The organism is Roseateles amylovorans, from assembly GCF_025398155.2.
In the GTDB taxonomy this organism is placed as follows: domain Bacteria; phylum Pseudomonadota; class Gammaproteobacteria; order Burkholderiales; family Burkholderiaceae_C; genus Roseateles; species Roseateles amylovorans.
In genome coordinates, this window is sequence record NZ_CP104562.2 from 1,332,768 (window position 1) to 1,357,005 (window position 24,238).

The following is a 24,238-nucleotide window of genomic DNA, read 5'->3' on the forward strand; positions in this document are numbered from 1 at the left end:
GGCAACAGGAACATCATCTATGACATCGCCCACCCTGCCCGATTTCTACGTCGTGCCCATTCGAAAGATCAACGGTCCGGACGCCAGCATCGAGCACTGTCTCTACTACGACACCAGCTGGAACAACGTTGCTGCAAACAATCTGTTGGTGAACGCCGGCCAGACGACGGTCACACTGCAGGAGCAGACGGACAGTGTTCCCAAGCCCATCCAACAGGGCTTGAAGCTCATCGGTTGGGAAGTGAACTCTCAGGTCACGCTGTTTTCCGGGACTGCCAAGACGCTCAATCAGGCGTCGCCGCTCCCGACCAATTACGACGCGAGCGGGCTGCCCGGTGAGGCGAAGATCGCCATTGACATCACGTCGGGGACGACCCGCGGTGTGATCCTCGTCTTCCGCTTCCCGCTGACCGGGGACGTCCAGGGCCTGATCGCGACGTCCGATCCGGAAATCAAGGCAGGCAGCAGCAGCGGCGACTGAAGCGCCCCTGCAGCGTCTGTCACCGGCGGGCGTCCAAGGGGGGCGCCCGCACTTCCCAACGCTCCATCTGCGTGAGACAGGCTTCGATCGGCCGTGCCGACACCCGGTCCCGGCCGACGAAGGGCCGGTCCATCGCCGCGACGAAGAAGAACACCAGCCCGATCGCCAGCGCCGCCCCGGTGATGGCCGCGCGGTGGCACCGCACCGGTGCCAGCACGCAGGCCAGGCCCAGGGTGAGCAGCGTGCTCAACACCGCGACCGCCCAGAGCGTGCCGGGCAACTGCCCGCGACTGGCTTCCAGCCGCTCCTGTCGGGACTTCAGCAGCTCATTGACCCGCACCCAGATCTGCGGCAGGAGCAGCCGGTCGCTGGTGTTGCCGGGTTGGATGTCGGCCATGCTGCGGAACAGCGTGTCGAAGGCGTCCCAGGTGACCTGGCTGTGCTGCTCGTCGCGCATGGCCTGCCATTCCCGGTTGACCACGGCCCGCGCATAGGCCCGCAGTTGCTCGCGGGCCAGCCGGGACTCCGGCGTGTTGATCACCGCCAGCTCGCGTGACAGCTCGCTGATGGCGCTCGCCTCCCGCCTCACCGCGCTCTCCGCCTGGGTGAAGGCGGTCCAGACCGAAAAGGCGCAGACCGCCAGCAGCAGGGTGTTGAGCACGGTCACCAGCCCCATCAGGGCGAGCGACAGGGAGCGCTCCGCGTCCGACAGCGCCTGACGCTGCCAGCGCTGGCACAGCCACAGCCCGCCCAGTCCGACGCACAACCAACCCGCGACGATGATCAGGCCGAACAGCCCGTTCGGCAACGTGTAGAACCACAAGGGCATGACGACTCCAGCGGTTCAGCCGTGCGGCACCGGTTCAACGGTGCTCAGGCCTTCCTTCACCGCATAGCGCGTCAGCCCCGCGACGCCGCGCACCCCGAGCTTGCGGGTGACGTTCTCGCGATGGGTCGCCACCGTCTTGGCGCTGACGTGCAGCCGGTCGGCGATCTCCTGGGTGCTCAGATCCTCGGCGAAGAGCTGGACGATCTCCCGCTCGCGCGCGGTCAGGCTGGGTCCCTCCGCTTCCCGCAGCGGCGCGCTGGGCAGTCGCTGGCGGGAGCGCAGTTCCTCCACCACCGCGCCCATCAGGCCGGCGCTCAGGAAGATCCGGCCGGCGGCGACTTCCCGCACCGCCTGCACCAGTTCCTCGCTGGACGCGTCCTTCAGCACGAAAGCCGAGGCCCCCGCATGCAGGGCACCGACCACCGTCCGCTGGTCGCCATGCATGGACAGGCAGATCACCCCCACCTGCGGCTGCTGGGCCTTGACCCGCCGGGCCGCTTCCAGGCCGTTCAGGCCGGGCATGGCCACGTCGGTCAGCAGCAGGTCGGGCTCCAGTTGCCGGACCAGCCGCACCGCCGCGGCGCCATCCTCCGCCAGGCCGACCACTTCGACGTCGGCTTCCCGGGTGAGCAAGGCCCGCAGGCCTTCGCGCACCAGCCGATGGTCATCGGCCAACACAATGCGCAAGCTCATGGCAGGCTCCTGGTGGTCAGACCCCGAACCGGCACCAGCACCGTGGCACAGGTGCCGCGGCCGGGGACCGACTGCAGATGCAAGGAGCCGCCCAGCGTCCGGAGCTGTGCCCGAGCGCCTGCCAGGCCCAGCCCTTCGGCACGTGGCCGAGGCGTGGGGCCAGGCGCGACACAAGGCGCCCGATCGGCCGACGTGTCAGCGTGGACGAGCGGGTCGCCCGCGCCGGGCCGGGCCGCCAGGGCGTCCTGCTTGGCGCACACGGCCGTGGTGATTTCGGACGCAGGGAGGCAATGACTGTCGCGCTCGCTGTCGGCCTCGCCCTCGGCGCCCGCGTCGACCGGAAAGCCCACGCCGTCGTCCTGCACGCGGATGCACAACCAGCCGTCCAGCAGCCGGGGCGTGATGTCCACCTGACCCGCGCGGGCATGCTTGACCACATTCAGGCAGAGCTCACGCACCACCCGGCACACCACGGTGCGGAGCGGGGCGGGGATGTCGAACTCCGGCTCGGCGGTGTCGATGCGGAACTCGGGCGCCGCACCGGACAGGCCCAGACGCATCTCCCGGGCCAGATCGGCCAGGGCGGTACCGAGACCGCCGTGCCAGGACGGCGGCGCCACCGCGGTGGTCAAGGTGCGCACTGTGTGAGACAGCCGGGACAGCCAGCTGCACAGTTCCTCCATCTCGACGTTGTCCGGGCGCTGGGGGGCGTGGCGCCATTCGCCCAGTCGCAGGCGCATCTGGACGATCAGGCTGCCGACGTCGTCGTGCAGCAGGCAGGCGATGCGCTCACGCTCTCGCGCTTCGGCGGCGGTCAGGGCCTCGGCGATCGAGCCGCTTCGCAGCCGCCCGACGAGTTTGCGCGGGGCGTCGTTGCGGGGGCTGCGGCAGGTGCCGGGGCGGCGGGGCGCCGGCGTCTCCGACTTGCGGGCGGCGCTGTGGTGCATTCCGTTCATGGGATTCCTCTCTGACTGTGTGCGACGCGGTGTCCGCCGTTCTTGGTCGGTGGATCAGCCCGTCGGCTCTGATGCGGGAGAGGGGACGGCGCCCGATCCGCCCCCCTTCCAATCGCCGGCATCGCGGCTGGTCGATGCCATGGCCGCAACCTTAGTCAGCCGTACGCCGCACGACCTTCCGGAAACCTTCCGGAAGGTGCCAGGCCCGCTCCAGTGGGGCTTGGGCAGTCTTTCGGAAGGTTGAGGGCGCAGTCCGGAAGGTTGAAAAGCAGGGCAGCTGGGCGGTGCGCTGACACGCACTTCCACGACGTTGGGGGGCATTGCGGGTCAGTTGGCGCCGTCACGTGCCCATCCGTCGCACGCGGTTCTGCGAGTACGCGGTCGCGGCCGGGATGGGTGCACGCAACGGCGAATCCGATACCCATGGCCATCCCGGATCGGGACGTGGCGCATCGGCCACGCCGGCGCAGGCTCGTCATCCCGCTGACACAGCGCGTGTCGAAAAACGGTCATGACCCTTCCGACGACCGGGATGCATCCATCCGAAGCGCCGACGCGTAGTACGGCTCAGGTCGTGAACAAGGTCACGTTCCGTGGCCCTCGCGTCCTGACGGACGACGCCCTCTGCACAGGGTCGTCCGACCTTTGTCCATGTTGAAGGAGTCCCCATGTCTGAGCACTCACCGATCATCGACATGCTCGAGCAGCGCGTCCTCCGACGCGAAGAGCGGCGCAGCTTCTTTCGGAAATCCAGCGGCGTGGCCGCCGGTCTGGCCATGGGGACCCTGCTGGGGGCCTGCGGCGGCGGCGACGAGGCGGCGGCGCAATCGGGCCCGACCGATGCCGAGATCCTCAATTTCGCCCTGAACCTGGAGTACCTGGAGGCGCAGTTCTATCAATATGCCGTCTTCGGCGCCGGGCTGCCCGCCAACCTGGTGACCGGGGCCGGCACCCAGGGCGCGGTGACCGGTGGCGCGCAGGTGCCGTTCTCCGATCCGATCGTGGCCGCCTATGCCAAGGAGATCGCCAAGGACGAGCTGGACCATGTCCGCTTCCTGCGCACAGCGCTGGGCGCCTCCGCGGTGGCGCATCCGGCCATCAACATCAGCGGGACCGATCCCAATGGGCCGTTTTCGGTCGCGGCCCGTGCGGCCGGTCTGATCGGCGACGGGCAGGTCTTCAATCCCTATGCCGACGACAACAGCTTCCTGCTGGGCGCCTATCTGTTCGAAGACGTCGGCGTGACCGCCTACAAGGGGGCCTCACCGCTGATCTCCAGCAAGACCTTCCTGGAAGCGGCCGCCGGCATCCTGGCCGCCGAGGCCTACCACGCCGGACTGGTGCGCACGGTGATGTACGCGAAGGGTCTGGCCAGCGCCAGCCTGGCGATCTCCAACGCCCGCGACAGCCTGGACGGATCCACCGATGTCGACCAGGGCATTGCCGGCCCCACCGCCGACATCTCCAACATCGTGCCGCTGGATGACAACGGCGTGGCCTTCAGCCGGTCGCCTGGCGATGTGCTGAACATCGTCTACCTCAGCAAGGACGCGGTCACCCAGGGCGGCTTCTTCCCCGCCGGGGTGAACGGGTCGCTGGCCATGAGCAGTGCTTACAGCTGACCGGCGACGCGATTGAACCGGCCCGCCGTCCGGCGGAGGTGGGCCATCCCCTCCTTGCCCGCGCCTGTTCCGCCGGTGCACCGCCTGCTTGGGTGGGCGTCCTTGGCGGCGATCACCGGCTCGGCGTGGTGCCCCCGGAAGGGGCCGGCGGCGGGCGACTTCCTTGCTGAGAGGCTGACACGATGGTCAATTCCGTGGCGATTCCTCGTTCCCTGGCCCGATCGCGCCGAACCGGGCTGCGACGCCTGATCGGTGCGATGGTGGTGGTGTTCGGTGCGCTGGTGTTGCTGCAGCGCGCGTTGATGCTGTGGCCGTGAGGGGGGAGGGCGCTTGCTCGCCTCAAAGCCCCAGGTCGCTCAGCCCCGGATGGTCGTCCGGACGGCGGCCCAGAGGCCAGTGGAACTTGCGGTCCGCGGCCTGGATCGGCTGGTCATTGATGCTGGCATGCCGGTGCGTCATCAGGCCCTGGTCGTCGAACTCCCAGTTTTCGTTGCCGTGGCTGCGGAACCAGTTGCCGGCGTCGTCGTGCCATTCATAGGCAAAGCGCACTGCGATGCGGCGTCCCTCGAAGGCCCAGAGTTCCTTGATCAGGCGGTAGTCCAGCTCGCGCACCCATTTGCGCTCCAGCAAGGCTTGGGCCTGAGCGCGGCCGCGAGGGAACTCGGCGCGATTGCGCCATTGAGTATCCGGGCTGTAGGCCAGCACGATGCGGGCCGGGTCGCGGCTGTTCCAGCCATCTTCGGCCAGGCGGACCTTCTGGATGGCGGTTTCGCGGCTGAAGGGCGGCAGCGGGGGGCGTGTGTCCATGGTGGATCTCCAAACGTCGGTGGGGTGAAGTCGGGCCGGGCGGGGCGGGACGGTGCGCGGTGCGTCGTCCCGCCGGTGCGGCTTTCGATGAATGTAGACAGGTCTGTCTACGTGCCGCACTTTAGGGCATGTGGACAGGTCTGTCTACATGCGGCGACAATCCCCTCATGAGCACTGCCATTGATCGTCCGGTCGAGTTCGAATTGCCGCCGCGTGAGCGCATCCTCCACACCGCCCACGACCTGTTCTATGCCGAAGGCATCCGCGCCACCGGCATCGATCGGGTGATTGCCGAATCGGGCGTCACCAAGGTCACCTTCTATCGGCACTTTCCCAGCAAGAATGATTTGATCCTGGCCTATCTGTCGCTGCGGCACGAGCGCTGGATGGGCTGGTTCACCGAGGCGCTGCAGCGTCACGGCGGACCGACCCAAGGGGCGGCGGCCCTGGCCCCGGCGCTGGGCGAATGGCTGCGCGGCGAGTCGCTGGGGGCGTTCCGAGGCTGCGCCTTCCTCAACGGCGTCGGCGAGATGGGACCGGCCTTGCCGGAGGTGGTGGAGATCACCCGGGCGCACAAGGAGGCCATGACGGCCGCGATTGCCGCGCTGCTGCCGGCCTCGCGGTTGCGCAAGCGTCAGGCGGCGGCGCTGTCGGTGGCGGTGGATGGCGCGATCGTGCAGGCGCAGTTCAGCGGCGACCCGTCGCCCGCGCTGAAGAGCCTGCACTGGATTGCCGAGCAACTGACCGCGCCCACGGAACGGACGTGATGATCGAGGTGAATGAGCGCGGTGAATGAGCGCGGTGAATGAGCGCGGTGAATGAGCGCGGTGAATGAGCGCGGTGAATGAGCCTGTCGAGGCTCGTCGATCAGTCGATGCGGGACCGCCGGTGCCCCCCTGCGCCTTAGTTCGGTTTCGTCGCGCTAAAACTATGGAAAACCCGATGCATCCGGCTGCATCCACTCGGTTCGCTTTTGCGTAACAGTGGGCAGGCACGGACCGTGGGGTCCGTGCCGCTTCAACCGATGAGGAGCTGCGATGCACAAGATGACCCCGATGACGAAGACCGCCCTGGTGATCCTGGCGCCGATGGCGCTGCTGGGCGGCTGTGCCATGTCCGGCCAGGCGTCCAAGTCCGCGCCGATGGCAGCGCCCATGCCGGCGCCTATGTCGACGTTCTCGCAGCTCAGCCTGCCGCCGGCGGTGCAGGTGCCCGAGGGCCACAAGGTCACGATGGAGACGGTGGGCGTGGGCAAGATCACCTATGAATGCCGCGCGAAGAAGGACATGGCCGACCAGTTCGAATGGGCCTTCGTCGGTCCCGAGGCCACGCTGATGGACCGCCGCAACCAGACCGTCGGCAAGTACTACGGCCCGCCGGCCACCTGGGAGTCGAAGGACGGCTCCAAGGTCACCGGCACGCAGTTGGCGGTGGCGCCGGGCGCGGCAGGCAGTCTGCCGCTGCAACTGGTCAAGGCCAATCCGGCCACTGGCATGGGCGCGATGCAGGGCGTCAGCCACATCCAGCGCGTGGCCACCCGCGGCGGCGTGGCGCCTCAGGCGCCGTGCGACGCCAGCCGCAGCGGTCAGAATGTGATCGTCGACTACCAGGCGGACTACATCTTCTGGACCGCCATCGCGATGCGCTGAGCGGGTTGATCTCCCATCGGTGAGGCCCGCCCGGTGCGTCCGGTACGCACACGGCGGCCGGCGCCTGGACGGCGCACCTGCCCTGACGCGGTCTCGATCGCGCCGGGGCAGGCGTGCTCGTTGCCCCGCTAAGGCCCCCCACCTGGGGTCAGCCCTTGCATCCAAACCTGGCCTTCGGGCGTAAGAATCCCTCATGACTCCATCCTCCGATGATCCGGTGCCGCCGGTGGCGGCACCCTCCGCGGCTGGCGACCCTGCTGGCGCATCCGCAGCCGGCACGACCGAGCGAGATGCCACCCTGGCGGCGCTGATGTCGCGCGTGGCGCTGGGCGACCGCAGCGCGTTCGAGCAGCTCTACCGCGCCACCAGTGCGCAGCTGTTCGGTGTGGTGCTGCGGATCAATCGTGAGCGCGGACAGGCGGAGGAGGTGCTGCAGGAGGTGTTCATCACCGTCTGGCGGCAGGCCTCGGCCTTTGACGGCCGCCAAGGCGCGCCGCTGACCTGGCTGACCAGCATCGCCCGCCACCGGGCCATCGACAGCCTGCGCCGCCGGGCCACCCAGCCGGTGACGATCAGTCGATACGGCCCCCTGGACGGCGACGGCGGTTCCGGCGATGAGGACCAGGATCTGCTGGCCCGCCTGCCGGGCGAGGGGCCCGGACCGCTGGACCTGCTGGACCACGCCAGTCAGGCGCATGCGTTGGAACATTGCATGTCCGCGCTCAGCGGCGAGCAGCGCAGCAGCCTGGCGCTGGCCTACTACCAGGGCCTGTCCCATGCGGAGGTGGCCGATCACCTGGCCCAGCCCCTGGGCACGGTGAAGAGCTGGGTGCGACGGGGGCTGCAGAGCTTGCGCGCCTGTCTGGACCGGGCCGCCGGCCTGGTCGGTGCGATGGGGAGGACGGCCTGATGGACTACGGTCATCCCGAGCGCGCCCAGCGCCTGGCCGCCGAGTACGCGCTCGGCACCTTGCGCGGCGGCGCACGCCGGCGATTCGAGCGCTTGCTGCCGGCGCATCCGGCCCTGTCGGCCGCGGTGGCGGACTGGCTGGCCCGGCTGCAGTTGCTGGCCGGACAGGTCGAACCGGTGACCCCGCCGGACAGCGTCTGGACGGCGGTGCAGAGCCGCCTGTTCGGCGCCGCCCCCGGCACACGAGTCGCTGCGAATGACGAGCCGTCCACCTCGGCCCGCTGGTGGGCGCGGGTGGGCCCGTGGCGGGGCTTCAGTGCGGCCGCGAGCGTGGCGGCCCTGACCCTGGCGGTGCTGGTGATGCAACCGGTGCCGGTGGCACCGCCGGTCGTGGTGGTGCTGCACAGCACACCGGATGGCGCTGCGGTGCTGAAGACCGGTTTCGTGGCCAGCGTGACCGCCGACGGCCAGGCGCTGGTGTTGCGTCCGCTGGCCCCGGTGACGATCGACGCACAGCATGCGCTGGAGCTGTGGGCGGTGCCCAAGGGCGGCGCGCCGCGCTCGCTGGGCCTGATCCAGGCCGGCGATGCGTCCACGACGATCGTGCGGACCGGCCTGCTGCGCGACACCCATGCCTTCGCCGTCAGCCTGGAGCCGGTCGGCGGATCCAGGACTGGCGCGCCGACCGGTCCGATCCTGTCTGCCGGCGAGGTCTGAGCCGCCGGCTCGGCGACCTGCCGACAGGACTTTGGACACCTCGGAACCCCCCCGCTTCTTCGATAGACTGCGCCGCATTCGACAGATCAATCGGGGAGCGGGCCAGCATGTCGCTGACCATGGAGAGCGTGCTGGCGCTGGCGCCGGACGAGGCGTCGGCCAAGGCGGCCCGAGGGCTGACCGCGCCGGCCAAATGGCCGTTGCTGGGCGCCAATGAGCTGGCCGCCTGGGGCGAGTGCCAGGGCAGCGGCGCCAAGCCCTATCAAACCCAGGTGGACCTGAGCGGCCCCGCCTTCAAGTGCTCCTGTCCCAGCCGCAAGTTTCCGTGCAAGCACGGCCTGGCCCTGCTGATGATGCGCGCGCAGGACGCGGCCCGCTTCACCGCCACCGAGTCGCCCGCCTGGGTCAGCGAGTGGTTGGCCTCCCGCACCGAGCGGGCGGAGAAGAAGGACGAGCGGGAGCGCGAGGCCACGCAGCGTGCCGAAGCCCGCGCCGCTCGCGGCGAGCCGGGTGACGGTGCCGAGGGCGGCGAGGCCGGTGAGGTGGGGGCGATCGACACGGCTTCGGTCGATGCGCTGTCAAAGCGCGAATCCCAACGCTGGCACCGCATCGAATCCGCGTCGCAGGAGCTTCAGCGCTGGCTGGGCGACCAGGTCACCCAGGGATTGGGCGCGCTGGATGCCAACGCGATCCAGGGCTGGCGCACCATGGCCGCCCGCATGGTCGATGCCCAGGCGCCCGGCCTGGGCCAGCGCCTGCTGGCGGCCGCTGCCTGCTGGCGCCAGGGCGCGGATTGGCCGGAGCGCCTGCTGTCGCGATTCGGTCTGCTGCAACTGGCCACGGACGCGATCGCCCGTCGGCAGGCGTTGCCGGCTGCGGTCCAGGCCGACCTTCGCACGCTCTGCGGCTGGCCCTTGGAACAGGCGGACGTGATGGTCAGCGGTGAGCGGGTGGAAGACCGCTGGGCGGTGCTGGCCCAGGTCATCGAGGAACGGGACGGACGGCTGATGGAGCGACGCGTCTGGCTGCAAGGCGAGCGGACCGGGCGACGCGCCTGGCTGCTGGACCATGCCCACGGTGGTCGGGGATTCGCTGGTCTGTGGTCGCCCGGCACGGCGGTGTCCGGCACCTTGGCGTACTTCCCCGGCGCCAGTCCGTTGCGGGCCTTGGTCGTGCAGCGCAGCGATGAGGGTCATGTCTTGTCCGTCGAGGCGATGGCCGTGGCGCCGGATCAGTTGTCCACAGCGTCCGCGTGGCCGCCCGATGGGACAGCGAACGCGCAAGCGTCACCGCCATCGACCGAGGCGACGTCGTCGCTCTTGCCATCGTCATCGCCATCGTCATCGTCATTCAACGACACCGTCACAGGGCCATCACCCATCACCGCCACGGGGGCCGCGCCAGCGCATCCGTGGGAGCCCGAATGGCAGGCCATGGCCCACCGTATCGCGGCCCATCCGTGGATCCAGCTGCATCCGCTGGTGCTGACCCAGGCCACCCTGGTGGTGGCCGACACCGGCAGCCATCTGGTGGCTGGGGATCAATCGCTGCCGCTGGTCCTCAGTGAACAGGACCGCTGGCCGCTGCTGGCGGTGTCCGGCGGCCAGGCCTTGACGGTGATGGGCGAATGGGACGGTGACCAGTTCAAGCCGTTGACCGCCTGGGCAGACCACCACGCCGCACCCGTGTGGACAAGGAGCCCGACATGAGGGCCGTCGCCCACCGGCGCCCGGCGGGCGCGACACCGCGCCACTCGCCTCGGGAGAATCACCGATGAGTCTTTGGACGCCCCTGCTGCCCACCGCGATGGTCGGCACCGAACGCCAGCCCGGCGCGTTGCCCGACTGGCCCGGCGAGATCGGCGCGTTGGTCTCCCAGGCCACGGCCACCAACGAGACAGCGGCGGCCCGGCTGCTGCGCGCTGCGGCGGTGCTGGCGCCGTGTCTGTCGGCCGGGGCGCGGGGCAGGGAGTGGGCCTCGGCGCTGCCGGCCTGCTCGCCGGAGGACCACCGGCCTGTCCCGCCCGCGGCCTTGCAGCCCTTGCTGCATTGGGCCTTGCACGAAGGACCGGCCCGGCTGCATCAGCAGGTCTGCACGCTGCTCGCCGATCACGGTTATCGCCTGCCGCCGGCCTTGCTGCCGCAGGCGCTGGAGTTGGGGCGTCGATCGGTGGCCTTGCGTCCGAGCCTGTTGAAGGCGCTGGGTGAGCGCGGCCTGTGGCTGGCCAGCCAACGCGAGGATTGGCGCTATGCCGCAGGCGCCAGCGGCGACGAGCCGCAGGACAGCCACTGGACCGAGGGCACGCTGGATCAGCGTCGCGCGTTCCTGCGCCAGGCGCGCCAGACCGACCCCGCTGCGGGACGCGAACGTCTGGCCCGCAGCCTGCCGGAGCTGCCGGCCAAGGAGCGGGCCGATCTGCTGGCGGTGCTGGCCGTCGGCATCGGCCCGGACGACGAGCCCTTGCTGGAGCGTTGCCGCGCCGACCGCAGCCGGGAGGTGCGCGAGCTGGCGGCACGCCTGCTGATGCAACTGCCCGGCGCCGCGCACACCGCGCGGGCGCAGGCACGGCTCGCCGCGTTGCTCCATGCCCCGAGCGGCGCGACCGGCGGCCGTTGGCTGCTGGACGCGCCGACCGAATCGGCACCGGACTGGGAGGCCGATCAGATCGTGACCACCCGGCCGCAGCACGACAGCCTGGGCGAACGCGCCTGGTGGCTCTATCAACTGGTGCGTCAGGTGCCGGTGGCCTGGTGGGAACGCCACACCGGGATGGGTGTCGAGGCGCTGCTGACCTGGGCGTCCCGGACCGAATGGGCCGAGGCGCTGTCGCGCGGCTGGTTCGACGCGTTGGCGGCGACCCGCGAGCCGTCCTGGGCGCAAGCCATGTTGGCGGGCCGGCGCCATGACCAGGCGGGCGCGCTGCCGCCGATGTCGCCCCAGTCCGCTCAACTGCTGCAGTGGCTGCCGCAGGACCAGCGGGAGCGCCATTGGCAGCGGCATGTCGAGCAGGCGCAATTGCCGCTGGTGGTGCTGTTGTCGGCCTGCCTGGACGGTGCGAGGCTGGGGCTGCCGCTGTCGCAGGCGGTGACCCAGTTGGTGTTGTCTCGTGCCCGTGACGGCAAGCTCAAGGACGACTTCGGCGCGCGGCCCCTGCTGCCCGAATTCTGTGCCGTGATTCATCCCGACAGCCTGGACGCGTTCGCGTCCGTGGCCCAGATCCAGCGCGACGGCGAAACCGCCTCGCATGCCGATGCGATGCATGCCATCACCCAGGTGGCGGCCTTGCGTCGTGCATTCTTCCATTTGCCCCGGTTGCCTTCGAGGACCCCATGACGACTCCCAACGCCCACGTGCTGCGCCGCCATGCCGAGCAGCAGTTCGCCGAAGAACTGGCCGAATTGCAGCGCCAGGATGCGCGCGCCCGTCCCGAGAACTGGCTGCTCTCGCCCTGGGCGGTGCTGCGCTATCTCATGGGCGGCACGCTGGACAACGGCTTCCAGGTCAGCCCCAAGTACATCGGCAATCCGCGGCTGATGGAGATCGCCGTGGCCACGCTGGCCACCGATCGCGGCCTGCTGCTGTATGGGGTGCCGGGGACGGCCAAGTCCTGGGTGTCGGAACACTTGGCGGCGGCGGTCAGCGGGGACTCCACCTTGTTGATCCAAGGCACCGCCGGCACCGGTGAGGAACAGCTGCGCTACGGCTGGAACTACGCCCAGTTGCTGGCCAATGGGCCGTCCGAGCAGGCCTTGGTGGCCAGCCCGCTGATGAAGGCGATGCGCGCCGGCAAGATCGCCCGGGTGGAAGAGCTGACCCGCATCCCGGCCGATGTGCAGGATTCGCTGATCACCGTGCTGTCCGAGAAGACGCTGCCGGTGCCGGAGCTGGGCAGCGAGGTGCAGGCGGTGCGCGGCTTCAGCGTGATCGCCACCGCCAACAACCGTGACAAGGGCGTCAATGAACTCTCCGCTGCGCTGAAGCGCCGCTTCAACACCGTGGTGCTGCCGGTGCCCGCCACCGAGGACGAGGAAGTGGCCATCGTGATGAAGCGCGTGACCGAGATGGGTGCGGCGCTGCAACTGCCGGCCGAGCCCCCGGCGCTCAAGGAGGTGAGGCGGGTGGTGCAGATCTTCCGGGAGCTGCGCAACGGCCGCACCGAAGACGGCAAGACCCAGGTCAAGTCGCCGAGCGGCACGCTGTCCACCGCGGAAGCGATCTCGGTGATCAACAGCGGCATGGCCCTGGCCGGCCACTTCGGTGACGGGCTGCTGAGCCCGCGCGACATGGCCGCCGGACTGCTCGGTGCGGTGGTGAAGGACCCGGTGCAGGACCAGGTGGTGTGGACCGAGTATCTGGAAACCGTGGTCAAGGAGCGTGCCGACTGGAAGGACCTCTACCGCGCCTGCCGCGAGCAGGTCTGAGCCGACGTGGCCGGGAGCGACCCTGTGAATGGTCCGATGACAGCGCCTGACCAGGCCCCCGCCGAAGGGGCGGCCGAGGCGCCTGGCTCTTCGCGCATCGACATGCCGCGCATCGACATGCCGCGCACCGATGTACCGCGCGGCGATCTGCACTTTTTCGGCGTGCGCCACCATGGCCCGGGTTGCGCCCGCAGCCTGCTGCGCGCGCTGGACTCGCTGCGTCCGGACTGCGTGCTGATCGAGGGCGCCCCGGAGGCGGATGGCCTGGTGGCGGACGTGCTGGCGCCGGACATGGTGCCGCCGGTGGCCTTGCTCACCCACGGTGTCGATGACCCCGAGTGCGCGGTCTACCACCCCTTCGCCGAGTTTTCCCCGGAATGGCAGGCGCTGCGTTGGGCGGCCCGTGCCGGCGTGACGGTGCGGTTCATCGACCTGCCCATGGCGCACAGCCTGGCGCTGAGCAAGGCCGAGGAAGCTGCGGCCTCGGAGACTGCGCCGCGCGAGTCTCAGGATCAGGATCAGGCGCAGGCGACTGAGTTGATCGACAAGGCCGCAGGCGAAGCGGTGGGCGAGGGCGCATCGACCAATGATGCGCTGCCATCCTCGCTTGAAGCGCCGGTGCCCTCCGATGACACGGCGCCCGCGCCCGCCGCCGCCGAGGCGGATCGGCGTGGCGATCCGCTGGACTGGCTGGCGCGTGCGGCCGGCTATGCGGACGGCGAGGCGTGGTGGAACCACATGGTCGAAGAGCGCGGGGACGGCGAGGAACTGTTCGCGGCCATCGAGGAAGCCATGGTCACCTTGCGGGCGGAACTGCCTGATGAAGGCCGCCTGCCCGAACGCCACCTTCGGCGCGAAGCGCTTCGCGAGGCCTACATGCGCCAGTGCATCCGCGCAGCCCGCAAGGACGGCTTCGGGACGATCGCCGTCATCTGCGGCGCCTGGCACCTGGGCGGCCTGAAGGCACCGGCCACGGCCAAGGCCGACCAGGCCCTGCTCAAGGGTCTGCCCAAGCTCAAGGTCGCCAGCACCTGGGTGCCCTGGACCTACCGCCATCTCGCCTTGGACAGCGGTTATGGCGCCGGCATCCAGTCACCCGGTTGGTACGACCATCTGTGGCGCAGCAGCGAGCCCCGCAGCGACGGCCAGGCGCCCACGCCGCGTGCGGTGGGCTGGCTGGCCCGTGTCGCACGGCTGATGCGGGAGCGCTCGCTGGATTGCTCCTCCGCCCATCTGATCGAAGCCGCCCGTCTGGCCGATGCGCTGGCCGCTTTGCGCCAACGTCCCGCCCCGGGGCTGGAAGAGCTGCATGAGGCCACCCGCACCGTCATGACGATGGGCGACGAGTCGGTGCTGTCGTTCATCCGCGACCAGCTCATCATCGGAGACCGTCTGGGTCAGGTGCCCGCCAGCGTGCCGAAGGTGCCGTTGCAACGGGATCTGGAGCAGTGGCAGAAGTCCCTGCGCCTCAAGCCCGAGGCGTCCCAGAAGACGCTGGACCTGGACCTGCGTCAGCCCAATGACCTGGCCCGCAGTCATCTGCTGCACCGACTGAGCTTGCTGGGCATCCGCTGGGGCGAGCTGGCGAAGGTGGGGCGATCCTCGCGGGGCACCTTCCATGAGGTCTGGACGCTGCAGTGGGAGCCGGCGTTTGCGATTCGCCTGATCGAGACCAGTCGCTTCGGCCAGACGGTGGCGCAGGCCGCGACCGCGCGGGTGGCGGAGCAGTGCCGGTCCGAGCGCGATCTCGGCACCTTGGCCCAGTGGGTGGATCAAGTGCTGCTGGCGGACCTGCCGGAGGCGGTGGCCGTGGCCTCGCAGGCGCTGCAGGACCACGCGGCGATCACCGGGGATGCCGATCAGCTCATGGCCGCCTTGCCGCCGCTGGCCAATGTCTTCCGGTACGGCAATGTGCGGGGCACCGATGCGGCGCTGGTCGGGCAGGTGTTCGATGGTCTGGTCGTGCGGGCGGCGATCGGTCTGCCGTTGTTGGGCAGTGCCATCGATGACTCGGCGGCCGAGGTCCTGCGCGACCGGTTGCTCGCGGCCCATGCGGCGTTGAAGCTGCGGGATCCGGGGCGTCAGGCGGAGCCGTCTCAGCAGTGGCTGCGCGCGATCGGGCTGCTGGCGGACCGCGAGGGCGCGCATGAGCTGCTTCGGGGGTTGTGCACCCGGCTGATGCTGGACGAGGCACTGATCGCTGCGGAGGAGGCGGGCAACGCGCTGTCGCTGCACCTGAGCACCGGGACCGAGCCGCTGAAGGCCGCCGCCTGGCTGGACGGCTTCCTCAACCGCAATGCGGTGGTGCTGCTGCATCACGATGGGGTGTGGCCGCTGGTGGACCGCTGGCTGGCTGGCCTGTCCGAGGAGCACTTCGTGCAGGTGTTGCCGCTGGTGCGTCGCACCTTCTCCCGCTTCGACAGCGGCGAGCGGCGCGACCTTGGCACACGTGCGGCACGCCAGGGCGGCCCGACCGCCGCGGCGTCGGCGGCCCTGAACTGGGATGAATCACGCGCGCAGTGGCCCTTGCCGCTGCTGCGACAGTTGCTGGGAGTGACCCGATGACCTCACCGGTGGACGATGCCGCCCGCCTGCGCCGTTGGCGCCTGGTGCTGGGCGGAGAGGCGCAGGACAGCTGCGGCGGCCTGGACGGCATCGCCCAGGACATGGACCAGGCGCTGAGCGCGCTGTATGAGGACGACGGACAGGGACTGACACCCGACCGCCGGGCGGGTCGTGGCGGCTCCGCGCCCAAGGTGGCGCGCTGGCTGGGCGACATCCGCAAGTACTTCCCCAGCAGCGTGGTGCAGGTGCTGCAGAAGGATGCGCTGGAGCGGCTGAACCTGCGGGAGCTGCTGCTGGAGCCGGAGATGCTCCGGAACGTGCAGCCCGATGTGCATCTGGTGGCCAACCTGATGGCCTTGTCGCAGGTGATTCCGGCGGGCACCAAGGACACGGCCCGGAGCGTGGTTCGCCAGGTGGTGGACGACCTGATGAAGCGCATGGAAGAACCGATGCGCAGCGCCATCACCGGCGCCCTGGACCGCAGCCAGCGCAACCGTCGGCCGCGTCTGGCCGAGATTGACTGGCATCGCACCATCCGCGCCAACCTGCGGCACTGGCAGCCGTCGCATCGCACCGTCATTCCCGAGACCTTGCACGGCTTCGGCCGCAAGGCGCGTCGGCCGCAGCGGGAGGTGGTGCTGTGCATCGACCAGAGCGGGTCGATGGCGAACTCGGTGGTCTACGCCAGCATCTTCGGCGCGGTCATGGCGTCGCTGCCGGCGGTGAGCACCCGGCTGGTCGTGTTCGACACCGCCGTGGTGGACATGACCGAGCAACTGGATGATCCGGTCGATCTGCTGTTCGGCGTTCAACTGGGCGGCGGCACCGACATCAACGGTGCGGTGGCCTATTGCCAGTCGATGATCCGCGAGCCGCGCAACACCATCTTCGTGCTGATCTCCGACCTGTACGAGGGCGGCGTGCAGCCGCAGTTGCTGCGTCGCGCGGCCGAGCTGGTGGAGAGCGGCGTGCAGTTCGTGACCCTGCTGGCCCTGAGCGACGAGGGCGCGCCGTCTTATGACCATGCGCTGGCGGCGCAACTCGCGGCGCTGGGCGTGCCGTCGTTCGCCTGCACGCCCGATGCGTTCCCCGGCCTGATGGCCGCGGCCATCCGTCGGGATGATGTGAACGCCTGGGCGGCGGCGCAGGGGATGGTGACGTCGCCGAAGGCGCGGTGAACCGGCCTGGACCGGTCCTGATCGGCCTCGACACCCGCCTCGACGCCCGCCTCGGATCACCCTCTGCCTCATTCCCGGGCAACCCAAGAAACCTCTTGTTGCGACAAGCACTTGGCGAATCCTTGCCCGGGTGGTGAACAGAGTTGTCCACAGAAGGCGGGGACAGTCACACTTGGCCGCGCACCGTTCAAGGGCATTGTGAATATCTCGCTGCCGGCCCGGCGATTGACTGCCTGGGAAGCAGGGGGCGGTCAAGCGGATTCGGGCGGCACGCGCCCCGCTCTTTGCACTGCCTCTTTGCGAAGCACGGCAAGGTTTTCCCTTTGGTGACAGTCACTTGCGTCACCCCTGCAGAGACAGCCAACAGACTTGTCCACAGATCGCGGGGACAGCCATTTTGGGCTCGCATCACCCGTCCAGCCGGTCGATTCCGGCATTGCCTATTTTCGAGGCATTGAAAGGTTTTCCCATCCAGATCAAGGGCTTGCGACATCCTTGCCCGGGGTGCCAACAGACTTGTCCACAGAAGGGGTGGACAGACTGCAAGCCGTGTCTGTCGGCTCTGAACATGGCCGAAACAGGGCTGCGGGGGGACGTGGATCGGGCCAATCCGTTCTTGAATTCGTTGCCCAGTCGATCGATGGCCAAGGTGCGTGTGTCACCCGCTTGTTCAAGCACGGCGGACGCGCCTCAGGACGCTTGGGGAATGCGATGGACGTCGGGCCTTCGCAAGGTGAATGCCGAGCGGCAGGAACTGGGCGTCAAACGTGCGACCACCGGGCGCTGCAGGCGGCCTTCATCGGCGACGCCGTCCGTCAGTCGCCCTGTTTTCCACGCTGCCTCAAAACCGGGCAGTGAAACACTTCCCCTGTCAGATCAATGACTTGGCGCATCCCTGCCCGGACTGCCAACAGCGTTGTCCACAGAAGCCATGAACAGCGCGGGGCTTGACGGATGCGACTGATCCACCGCGTCCGCTGGCCGCTCAGTCGCGCGTCGCAGGGCCCAGCAAGCGGAACACCGTCTCCAGCAATTCCCGCTTGAACCGGACGGCATCGTCGGGCAACGGCGAGACTGCGCGCAGCACATGGCTGTAGGCCACGGTCTTGCTGATGCCCTGCGTGAGCAGGGTGAACAGCAGATGGGGATCGCAGGGCGTGATCTCGCCGGCGGCCATCGCATCTTCCAGCAGCGGCATGAAGACGTTGTGGAACGGCCGGACCAACTGGTCGACCAGCGCATTCAGACGTTCGCCTTCTTCGGTGGCCGCGGTGGAGAAGAACATGCCGATGTCCGGGTCCTCGAACACCCGATCGCTGAAATGGATCAGGCCCTGCTCGACCCGCTGGCGCGGCGTCAGCGTGGCGTCCCCGCGCAAGTCGGCGGCGGTGTCGAAGATCGATTGCACCTGGCGGGCGATCTGCTCCACCACCGCCATCCACAGCGCCTCCTTCGATCCGAAGTGATGCGAGATCAAGGCCGCGTCGACTCCCGCCTGGCGCGCAATCTCCCGCACGCTGGCCGCCTCGAAGCCGCGCAGCGCGAAGGTGCGCCGCGCGCTGCGCAACAGCGTGTCCGCCCCTTGTGCACAGTTCGCGCTGGGACGCCCGCGACCGCGCGGCGCCCCGACGGACCTCGGGGTTTTGTTCATGACGGGATGGCCTTTGCTATATTCATCACCCGTTGAATTATTTCAGGCAATGCCGCCAGATTGTCGGCGGCGGGGAAAGGCGGTGCGATATGCACAGGGATATCGCGAGTGACACGACCCGGGAGGGATGGCTGCGCACGGTGGCTTGGCTGGGCAACGGCGGGGTGCCGGACACGCCGCGGCCCGCGCGGCTGAGCCGTTCGTCCGACGATGGCCTGGCGCTGCGGCCGCGTCCCACCATCCATGTGCTGGACCGCCCGACGCCGCGCACGGCGGCGATTTCCTGGTCCGACCCGGGCGCCTGTCACTACGGCTATCAGATCTGGGACATGGCGCCCTCCAAGCAGACCGGCGTGTGCGTGCTCAGCGGCAGCGAGATCCGCATCGGCGACATGGTCTACACCCCGCGACAGGATGAGTCCGCGCCGATCAACGCCGGCGAGATGATCGCGGCGGCCTATGTGGATGCGTGAGGGGCGGCGCCGCCGCTGACGAGGAGGCGGCCGCGGCGGAGGTGGGTGCGGTGATTTCGGTCATCGCGACCCGCGCGGTCAGCGCGTTGTCTCTTCATCGCCGGTCGGCAGCCGGAGCGCACCGGTGTTGTAGTCGTACTCGAACACCTCGCCGTGCCGCGCCCAGGTGACGGCGGTCTGCAGCACCGCATCGGCCTCCACATCGTCCAGTTGCTCGCTCAGCAAGCGCAGCACCGGCTTGTCGGGCATCTGGCCGGAGGGCGCCTGCTCCAGGCGGTGCCGGATGTGCGCAATCAGCGGCACATGGGCCAGCAGTTGCTGTCCGAAGAGGTCACGCCGCAGGCCGTGGTGGCCGTCCACATAGCGCCGTCCCAACGCGGTGAGCTGCAGGTCGCCGCTGTCGAGCTGCGCAAGGCCCAGCAGCGCCAGCGCATGCGCCACCGGCAGCAGGTCCGCATCCGGCAGGCCGGCCTCCTCGGAGAGTTGAGGCAGGTCGGCCCGACCCTCGAAAGGCGGCTCAGCCAGCAGCTCCAGCAGCCCGTCCATGCGCGCCACATCGGCCGCAGGCAGGCGTTCCGCCAGCGGCGTGGGGGCGGCGGCGGCCTCGGTGATGCCGTGCACCCGGGCGGGGCGGGCGGCGCCGGCAGTCATCAGCGCATAGACCTCGTCGATCAGTGCCCGCACATCGGCGCTGTCCGGATCACGCGGGCGGGGCAGTTGCACCGACAGTTGGCAGCGGATCCGGCCCGGATCGCTGGCGAAGATCAGCACCCGGTCGGCCATCATCACGGCTTCCTCGATGTTGTGGGAGACCACCAGCATGGCCTGGGTCGGCATCTGGCCGCTGTCCCACAGGTCAAGGATGTCCTCGCGCAGCCGTTCACCCGTGAGCACGTCGAGCGCCGAGAAGGCTTCGTCCATCAGCAGCACTTCCGGCTCGGTCACCAGCGCCCGCGCGATGCCCACCCGCTGGCGCATGCCGCCTGACAGCTCGCGCGGCAGCGCGCCCTCAAAGCCCGACAGGCCGATCAGCGCGATCGCTGCCTCGGCCTTGGCTTCGCGCTCGGCACGCGGCACCCCGCGGGCTTCCAGGCCGAGTTCGACGTTCTGGCGCACCGTCAGCCACGGGAACAGCGCGAAGGACTGGAACACCATGCTGATGCCGCGCGCCGGGCCGGACATCGGCTGGCCGCGATAGCGCACCTGCCCGCGATCGGCCGGCACCAGGCCGGCCATGATGCGCAGCATGGTGCTCTTGCCGGAACCGGACTGGCCCAGCAGCGCGACGATCTCGCCTTCGCGAAGATGGAAATCCACCTGTTCCAGCACCGGCCGTGAATGGCCGTCGGCCGAGCGGAAACTCTTGCCGACGCCGTGGAGTTCGACGATGGATGCGGTCATGGGCGCCTCCTCTGCAGGAAATCTTGGGATCGTCAGATCCTGAATGGGTGGATGCGGGACAGGTGTCGGGTCTCGGGTCTCGGGGCTCGGCCTTGACGTTCGGGGCGGGCCATCAGAAGTGCATGCGGTCTTCGGCCAGCCGATACAGACGCCGCCAGACGAAGTGATTCAGGCCCATCACGAAGATGCACATCACGCCGATGCCCAGGGCGATGCGCGGGAAATCGCCGCGTGCGGTCATCTCAGCGATGTAGCTGCCCAAGCCGTGTGCCTTCAAGGTGGTGTCGCCCCAGGAGACGTACTCCGCCACGATGCTGGCGTTCCATGATCCGCCACTGGCCGTGATCGCGCCGGTGACGACGCTGGGAAACACCGCCGGCAGCAGATAGCGCTTCCACTTGAGCCAGCCGCGCAGACCGAGGTTGCGGGCGGCATGGCGCAGCTCAGCGGGAATGCCGGAGGCGCCGGCAATCACATTGAAGAGCAGATACCACTGGGTGCCGAAGATCATCAGCGGCGAAAGCCAGACATCCGGATTCAGCTTCCAGCGCACGATGAGCACCACGGCCACCGGGAACAGCAGGTTGGCCGGAAAGGCCGCCAGGAACTGGGCGACCGCCTGCAAGCGGCCGGACCAGCGCGGATTCATCCCGATCCAGATGCCCACCGGCACCCACACCAGCGCGGCCAGGGCGATCAGGACCAGCACCCGCAGCAGTGTGGCGCCGCCCAGCAGGAAGACATGGCCCGCCTCATGCCAGCCCACCTCGGTGTGGACGAACCGGATCAGGTGATAGAGCGCCACCATCACCGCGGCCGCCACCACGGCATCCCACGCGCGTTGCCAGGCCACCCCCGGGATCCGCGGCCGGGCGCGGATCGAGGTGCCGTCATGGTGGCGACGGAACCAGAGCAGGCTGTTCTCGAATCGCTGCGTGGCCCAGCCGGCCATGCGGCGGGTCAGCGTGGTGCGGCGCCACCAGGCCAGCATCCAGGACTGGGGCGCCGCGTCGGTGCCGCTGTCTTCGAAACGGAATTTGTCGGCCCAGGCGATGAGCGGGCGAAACACCAACTGGTCGTACAGCAGGATGCCGGCCAGCATGCACAGGATCGCCCAGCCGATGGCGCCCAGATCACGGGCCTCGATCGCCATGGCGATGTAGGAGCCCACGCCGGGCAGCTTGATGTTCTGGTGGGACACCGAGATCGCTTCGGACGCGACGACAAAGAACCAGCCACCGGACATCGACATCATCATGTTCCACAGCAGCCCCGGCATCGCGAACGGCAGCTCCAGCCGCCAGAAGCGCTGCCAGCCGGAGAGCTGGAACACCCGGGCGGCCTCATCCAGTTCCGAGGGCACGGTGCGCAGCGACTGGTACAGGCTGAAGGCCATGTTCCAGGCCTGCGAGGTGAAGATCGCAAAGATCGCCGCGCATTCCACACCCAGCAGATTGCCGGGAAACAGAGCGATGAAACCGGTCACGGTGATCGACAGGAACCCCAGGATCGGGATCGACTGGAGGATGTCCAGCATCGGCACCAGCACCTTCTCCGCGGCCCGCACCTTGGCCGCCAGCACGGCAAAGGCGGCACTGAAGATCAAGGCCAGCACCATCGCCGCCAGCATCCGCAGATTGGTGCGCAGCAGGTAATAGGGCAACTGGGCCGGGTCAAGTGACAACGGCATGGGATCGCCCAGTTCGAACGGCCGGGTCATCTGCGCCGCGCCATAAGCCAACAGCACCAGCAGTGCGAGCACCAGCGGCAGCAGCGCCCAGTCCCAGCGGTTGGCACCGGCGTCGACGACCTGGCGAGGGAAGAACTGTCGGCGATCCATGGGGGACTTTTATCGTTCGACGTGGATGAAGCGGCGAGGCGGCCGGGTGGCCAGCGGCGATGCAAAGAGGGCGGTGAACGGCGTGCATTGAGGCGAGGGCGCCGAGGCGCGAAGCATGCCGGTGATGACCTTCAGAAACCTGTCGGGTCGCTGACTCGGAACTACTGCGCGAGGTCGCCGACTACGCCAAATGCTTCAGAGGGTGGGCGGTCGCGGACGCGCGTCGCACGGGATCGTTCCGCAGGTGGGTGGCCGTCGTCCGCGTGATGGATCGAGTCAATCACGCGCAGGACCCGCCGCACGGCGCTCTGGGGCTGCCCTGTGCTGCCTGTCGAGGTGGCACTGGGCCGTTTTTGTTGCCACTCCCGTGCCGTCTTGGCGCTCTGCGGCACGGGATCTTCTTTGGTCTTCCTCTGCGGGTCTTGCGCAAGACCCATTTGCAGCCACGCTGGACACACTCGCATGCAATCACCGAACCGATCGTCGCTGTCCCCCGTCCCCCCCTTGGGCGGCCCCGCTTTCCCTTCTCTACTGGCCCGCGAGGGTCGGGCCCGTGCCTGGCTCGACTGGGCGGCGCAACTGACGGCCCCCTGCGGACGTCCGTTGCTGGCGGTGATGCCGCTGTTGGCCCTGGCTGCGCTGCACGGGCTGGCGCAGGCGGCGGGCCAGACGGATGGAGCGCCGCCGGCGGCGCCGGTGATGCAGGTGGCTCAGGTGGCCCAGCTCGGTGCGGCCGATGGGTCGTCCGGGGTGACCCCTTTCGAGGCGACCGTGGTGGCGGAACTGCGGGTGAGGTTGTCTTCCCGCTCGGTGCAGTTGTTGCGCCGGGCGCAGGTGGAGGGCAACACCATCGAGCTGTGGCTGCACCCGTCGTCGGACACCTATTACGTGGCCGTGAGCAATGCGCAGGGCGACATTCGCCGGGCGTCGAAGTTGAACAATGAGCGCAATGCCTGGCTCGGCTTCGATGAGTTCCGACGCCTGGCCTCGCAAGGTGGGTTGCGATCGACGCCATCGACCGAGTCCGCCGCCGCCGTGCTTCGGACACCGGCACCTGCACCTGCACCGGCTACCGCAGCAGCGGCAGCAGCAACGACGGCAGTCGCATCGGAGGCGCCCCCCTCGAAGCCGGCCATGCCCGCCCTGCCGGCTGTGCGGCCGGCGAATTCGGGCACGACGGCACCGATGGTCAGCGAGCCGGCTCGGGCGGGTCGCACCGCGCCGGTGCCCGTGCCAGCAGCGCCGGTCCAAGCCCAAGCCCAAGCCCAAGCCCAACGTCAGGCCCCACCGGTGCCGTCCCCGCAAGCACCGTCGGCCAGCGAGCTGCCAGCCCGTGCTGCGCCATCGACGGTGGCTGCGCCGCCTTCTGGTGCCCCATCGCGTCTGGCGCAGGAGTTCGCCCGGCTGGAAGAGGCGCAAGCGCTGAAGGCCTTGCGCAAGACCGAGAACGGCGAGTTCACCGCCCAGTTGCTGTTCCACAGCGAGACGGCGCAGTACTACGCGGCCATCGCGCATCAGGACGAACTGTGGCGGGTCGTCAAGACGCAGGACAGCGCGATGGCGGTGAAGAACTATGAGGAGTTCGTCGGGCTCTCGGCGGAGTTGGCGGCCGAGGAGCTTCGGCGGGTCGACCTGGAGGCGCAGACGCGGGCGGCCGCGCTGGCGCTGGAGGCCGCGCAGCAGCAGGCGCGTCAGCTGTCGGACGATGTGGAGACCGAGCGTCGCTATCGGGCCCTGATCAACCAGCAGCAGCAACAGTCCAAGGCGGATCTCTCCGACCTGCAACAGCAACGTCAGGCGCTGCAGGCCCAACTCGAGGCGGAGCGACGGCGCGTGGAAAGCCTGCGCCAGCAGCTGGATCCGCGGGCGGCTGCCGCCTCCGCGCCGCTGCCACCGGCGCGTCGTCGTACGCCCTGAGCGCCGAGGGGCCGGATCACCGCCGGGAGGTTCGATCCGGTCCGTCCTGGGCGCGATGACCAGCGGGCTTGGCGACGGCACAGCGGGACGGCGTGGGTGCTGGCGTCGCAGCGCATCGCACCGCCGGTC

General features: G+C 69.2%; 21 protein-coding genes. 14 read left to right on the plus strand and 7 right to left on the minus strand.

Going from position 1 to position 24,238, the window contains the following annotated elements:
* Nucleotides 1–19: 19 nt before the first annotated feature.
* On the plus strand, nucleotides 20–481 hold the full coding sequence (locus N4261_RS05745) for a hypothetical protein (RefSeq protein WP_261759250.1): 462 nt from the start codon (nucleotides 20–22) through the stop codon (nucleotides 479–481).
* Between the two features lie 19 nt (nucleotides 482–500).
* Here the strand turns inward: N4261_RS05745 and N4261_RS05750 are convergent, their stop codons facing one another.
* Genes N4261_RS05750 through N4261_RS05760 form a run of 3 tightly spaced genes read right to left on the minus strand, consistent with a single transcriptional unit; the run spans nucleotide 501 to nucleotide 2,959 of the window.
* Entirely contained in the window at nucleotides 501–1,310 is an 810-nt protein-coding gene (locus N4261_RS05750) for a bestrophin-like domain (RefSeq protein ID WP_261759251.1), read from the minus strand.
* A 15-nt stretch (nucleotides 1,311–1,325) separates the two neighbouring features.
* Complete coding sequence (locus tag N4261_RS05755; RefSeq protein ID WP_261759252.1) at nucleotides 1,326–2,003, minus strand: response regulator; 678 nt, start codon at nucleotides 2,001–2,003, stop codon at nucleotides 1,326–1,328.
* Nucleotides 2,000–2,959, minus strand: coding sequence for a sensor histidine kinase (locus N4261_RS05760; RefSeq protein WP_261759253.1), 960 nt, complete (start codon nucleotides 2,957–2,959; stop codon nucleotides 2,000–2,002). Before N4261_RS05760 ends, N4261_RS05755 begins: the two co-directional genes overlap by 4 nt.
* Before the next feature lie 668 nt (nucleotides 2,960–3,627).
* On the opposite strand from N4261_RS05760, the gene N4261_RS05765 reads away from it, so the two are divergent.
* A complete protein-coding gene (locus N4261_RS05765) occupies nucleotides 3,628–4,581 on the plus strand; it encodes a ferritin-like domain-containing protein (RefSeq protein WP_261759254.1) in 954 nt (317 codons plus the stop codon).
* Nucleotides 4,582–4,763: 182 nt separating this feature from the next.
* Nucleotides 4,764–4,898: a hypothetical protein gene (locus tag N4261_RS05770; protein WP_261759255.1), complete on the plus strand. Its 135-nt coding sequence runs from the start codon at nucleotides 4,764–4,766 to the stop codon at nucleotides 4,896–4,898.
* Nucleotides 4,899–4,920: 22 nt separating this feature from the next.
* Here N4261_RS05770 and N4261_RS05775 read toward each other — a convergent pair whose 3' ends face one another.
* Nucleotides 4,921–5,388: a nuclear transport factor 2 family protein gene (locus N4261_RS05775; protein WP_261759256.1), complete on the minus strand. Its 468-nt coding sequence runs from the start codon at nucleotides 5,386–5,388 to the stop codon at nucleotides 4,921–4,923.
* Between the two features lie 167 nt (nucleotides 5,389–5,555).
* Here N4261_RS05775 and N4261_RS05780 point away from each other — a divergent pair, with 167 nt between their 5' ends.
* The 9 genes from N4261_RS05780 (at nucleotide 5,556) to N4261_RS05820 (ending at nucleotide 16,827) form a co-directional block, all read left to right on the plus strand.
* On the plus strand, nucleotides 5,556–6,155 hold the full coding sequence (locus N4261_RS05780) for a TetR/AcrR family transcriptional regulator (RefSeq protein WP_261759257.1): 600 nt from the start codon (nucleotides 5,556–5,558) through the stop codon (nucleotides 6,153–6,155).
* Nucleotides 6,156–6,425: 270 nt separating this feature from the next.
* The gene (locus N4261_RS05785; RefSeq protein WP_435532007.1) at nucleotides 6,426–7,037 is read left to right on the plus strand and encodes a DUF3455 domain-containing protein; all 612 of its coding nucleotides are present in this window, start codon (nucleotides 6,426–6,428) and stop codon (nucleotides 7,035–7,037) included.
* Nucleotides 7,038–7,230: 193 nt separating this feature from the next.
* Nucleotides 7,231–7,947 carry a sigma-70 family RNA polymerase sigma factor gene (locus tag N4261_RS05790; RefSeq protein WP_261759258.1) on the plus strand — a complete coding sequence of 239 codons (717 nt, stop codon included), beginning with the start codon at nucleotides 7,231–7,233 and terminating at the stop codon, nucleotides 7,945–7,947.
* Nucleotides 7,947–8,663, plus strand: a complete 717-nt coding sequence (locus tag N4261_RS05795) for an anti-sigma factor (protein ID WP_261759259.1) — start codon at nucleotides 7,947–7,949, stop codon at nucleotides 8,661–8,663. The genes N4261_RS05790 and N4261_RS05795 overlap by 1 nt, the downstream gene beginning before the upstream one ends.
* Nucleotides 8,664–8,770: 107 nt before the next feature.
* Entirely contained in the window at nucleotides 8,771–10,372 is a 1,602-nt protein-coding gene (locus N4261_RS05800; RefSeq protein ID WP_261759260.1) for an SWIM zinc finger family protein, read from the plus strand.
* 64 nt (nucleotides 10,373–10,436) lie between these two features.
* Nucleotides 10,437–11,996 carry a DUF5691 domain-containing protein gene (locus N4261_RS05805; RefSeq protein WP_261759261.1) on the plus strand — a complete coding sequence of 520 codons (1,560 nt, stop codon included), beginning with the start codon at nucleotides 10,437–10,439 and terminating at the stop codon, nucleotides 11,994–11,996.
* Complete coding sequence (locus N4261_RS05810; protein WP_261759262.1) at nucleotides 11,993–13,084, plus strand: AAA family ATPase; 1,092 nt, start codon at nucleotides 11,993–11,995, stop codon at nucleotides 13,082–13,084. The genes N4261_RS05805 and N4261_RS05810 overlap by 4 nt, the downstream gene beginning before the upstream one ends.
* 36 nt (nucleotides 13,085–13,120) lie before the next feature.
* Entirely contained in the window at nucleotides 13,121–15,649 is a 2,529-nt protein-coding gene (locus N4261_RS05815) for a DUF5682 family protein (RefSeq protein ID WP_261759263.1), read from the plus strand.
* A complete protein-coding gene (locus N4261_RS05820; RefSeq protein WP_261759264.1) occupies nucleotides 15,646–16,827 on the plus strand; it encodes a VWA domain-containing protein in 1,182 nt (393 codons plus the stop codon). Before N4261_RS05815 ends, N4261_RS05820 begins: the two co-directional genes overlap by 4 nt.
* Before the next feature lie 985 nt (nucleotides 16,828–17,812).
* Here N4261_RS05820 and N4261_RS05825 read toward each other — a convergent pair.
* Nucleotides 17,813–18,478 carry a TetR/AcrR family transcriptional regulator gene (locus N4261_RS05825; protein WP_261759265.1) on the minus strand — a complete coding sequence of 222 codons (666 nt, stop codon included), beginning with the start codon at nucleotides 18,476–18,478 and terminating at the stop codon, nucleotides 17,813–17,815.
* 89 nt (nucleotides 18,479–18,567) lie between these two features.
* On the opposite strand from N4261_RS05825, the gene N4261_RS05830 reads away from it, so the two are divergent.
* Nucleotides 18,568–18,951 (plus strand): DUF3331 domain-containing protein, encoded by a 384-nt coding sequence (locus N4261_RS05830; RefSeq protein ID WP_261759266.1) that lies wholly within the window; start codon nucleotides 18,568–18,570, stop codon nucleotides 18,949–18,951.
* 78 nt (nucleotides 18,952–19,029) lie between these two features.
* On the opposite strand, the gene N4261_RS05835 is transcribed toward N4261_RS05830, so the two are convergent.
* On the minus strand, nucleotides 19,030–20,352 hold the full coding sequence (locus tag N4261_RS05835) for an ABC transporter ATP-binding protein (protein ID WP_261759267.1): 1,323 nt from the start codon (nucleotides 20,350–20,352) through the stop codon (nucleotides 19,030–19,032).
* Between the two features lie 112 nt (nucleotides 20,353–20,464).
* On the minus strand, nucleotides 20,465–22,192 hold the full coding sequence (locus N4261_RS05840; protein WP_261759268.1) for an ABC transporter permease: 1,728 nt from the start codon (nucleotides 22,190–22,192) through the stop codon (nucleotides 20,465–20,467).
* A gap of 462 nt (nucleotides 22,193–22,654) precedes the next feature.
* Between N4261_RS05840 and N4261_RS05845 the strand changes: the two genes are divergently transcribed.
* Nucleotides 22,655–24,109: a DUF2968 domain-containing protein gene (locus N4261_RS05845; RefSeq protein WP_261759269.1), complete on the plus strand. Its 1,455-nt coding sequence runs from the start codon at nucleotides 22,655–22,657 to the stop codon at nucleotides 24,107–24,109.
* Nucleotides 24,110–24,238 lie beyond the last annotated feature (129 nt).

What these genes read in the sequence shown, in the direction of transcription:
- N4261_RS05745 (WP_261759250.1), top strand. Translation starts at nt 20, where the DNA reads ATGACATCGCCCACCCTGCCCGATTTCTACGTCGTGCCCATTCGAAAG.
- N4261_RS05750 (WP_261759251.1), bottom strand. Translation starts at nt 1,310, where the DNA reads ATGCCCTTGTGGTTCTACACGTTGCCGAACGGGCTGTTCGGCCTGATC.
- N4261_RS05755 (WP_261759252.1), bottom strand. Translation starts at nt 2,003, where the DNA reads ATGAGCTTGCGCATTGTGTTGGCCGATGACCATCGGCTGGTGCGCGAA.
- N4261_RS05760 (WP_261759253.1), bottom strand. Translation starts at nt 2,959, where the DNA reads ATGAACGGAATGCACCACAGCGCCGCCCGCAAGTCGGAGACGCCGGCG.
- N4261_RS05765 (WP_261759254.1), top strand. Translation starts at nt 3,628, where the DNA reads ATGTCTGAGCACTCACCGATCATCGACATGCTCGAGCAGCGCGTCCTC.
- N4261_RS05770 (WP_261759255.1), top strand. Translation starts at nt 4,764, where the DNA reads ATGGTCAATTCCGTGGCGATTCCTCGTTCCCTGGCCCGATCGCGCCGA.
- N4261_RS05775 (WP_261759256.1), bottom strand. Translation starts at nt 5,388, where the DNA reads ATGGACACACGCCCCCCGCTGCCGCCCTTCAGCCGCGAAACCGCCATC.
- N4261_RS05780 (WP_261759257.1), top strand. Translation starts at nt 5,556, where the DNA reads ATGAGCACTGCCATTGATCGTCCGGTCGAGTTCGAATTGCCGCCGCGT.
- N4261_RS05785 (WP_435532007.1), top strand. Translation starts at nt 6,426, where the DNA reads ATGCACAAGATGACCCCGATGACGAAGACCGCCCTGGTGATCCTGGCG.
- N4261_RS05790 (WP_261759258.1), top strand. Translation starts at nt 7,231, where the DNA reads ATGACTCCATCCTCCGATGATCCGGTGCCGCCGGTGGCGGCACCCTCC.
- N4261_RS05795 (WP_261759259.1), top strand. Translation starts at nt 7,947, where the DNA reads ATGGACTACGGTCATCCCGAGCGCGCCCAGCGCCTGGCCGCCGAGTAC.
- N4261_RS05800 (WP_261759260.1), top strand. Translation starts at nt 8,771, where the DNA reads ATGTCGCTGACCATGGAGAGCGTGCTGGCGCTGGCGCCGGACGAGGCG.
- N4261_RS05805 (WP_261759261.1), top strand. Translation starts at nt 10,437, where the DNA reads ATGAGTCTTTGGACGCCCCTGCTGCCCACCGCGATGGTCGGCACCGAA.
- N4261_RS05810 (WP_261759262.1), top strand. Translation starts at nt 11,993, where the DNA reads ATGACGACTCCCAACGCCCACGTGCTGCGCCGCCATGCCGAGCAGCAG.
- N4261_RS05815 (WP_261759263.1), top strand. Translation starts at nt 13,121, where the DNA reads ATGACAGCGCCTGACCAGGCCCCCGCCGAAGGGGCGGCCGAGGCGCCT.
- N4261_RS05820 (WP_261759264.1), top strand. Translation starts at nt 15,646, where the DNA reads ATGACCTCACCGGTGGACGATGCCGCCCGCCTGCGCCGTTGGCGCCTG.
- N4261_RS05825 (WP_261759265.1), bottom strand. Translation starts at nt 18,478, where the DNA reads ATGAACAAAACCCCGAGGTCCGTCGGGGCGCCGCGCGGTCGCGGGCGT.
- N4261_RS05830 (WP_261759266.1), top strand. Translation starts at nt 18,568, where the DNA reads ATGCACAGGGATATCGCGAGTGACACGACCCGGGAGGGATGGCTGCGC.
- N4261_RS05835 (WP_261759267.1), bottom strand. Translation starts at nt 20,352, where the DNA reads ATGACCGCATCCATCGTCGAACTCCACGGCGTCGGCAAGAGTTTCCGC.
- N4261_RS05840 (WP_261759268.1), bottom strand. Translation starts at nt 22,192, where the DNA reads ATGGATCGCCGACAGTTCTTCCCTCGCCAGGTCGTCGACGCCGGTGCC.
- N4261_RS05845 (WP_261759269.1), top strand. Translation starts at nt 22,655, where the DNA reads ATGCAATCACCGAACCGATCGTCGCTGTCCCCCGTCCCCCCCTTGGGC.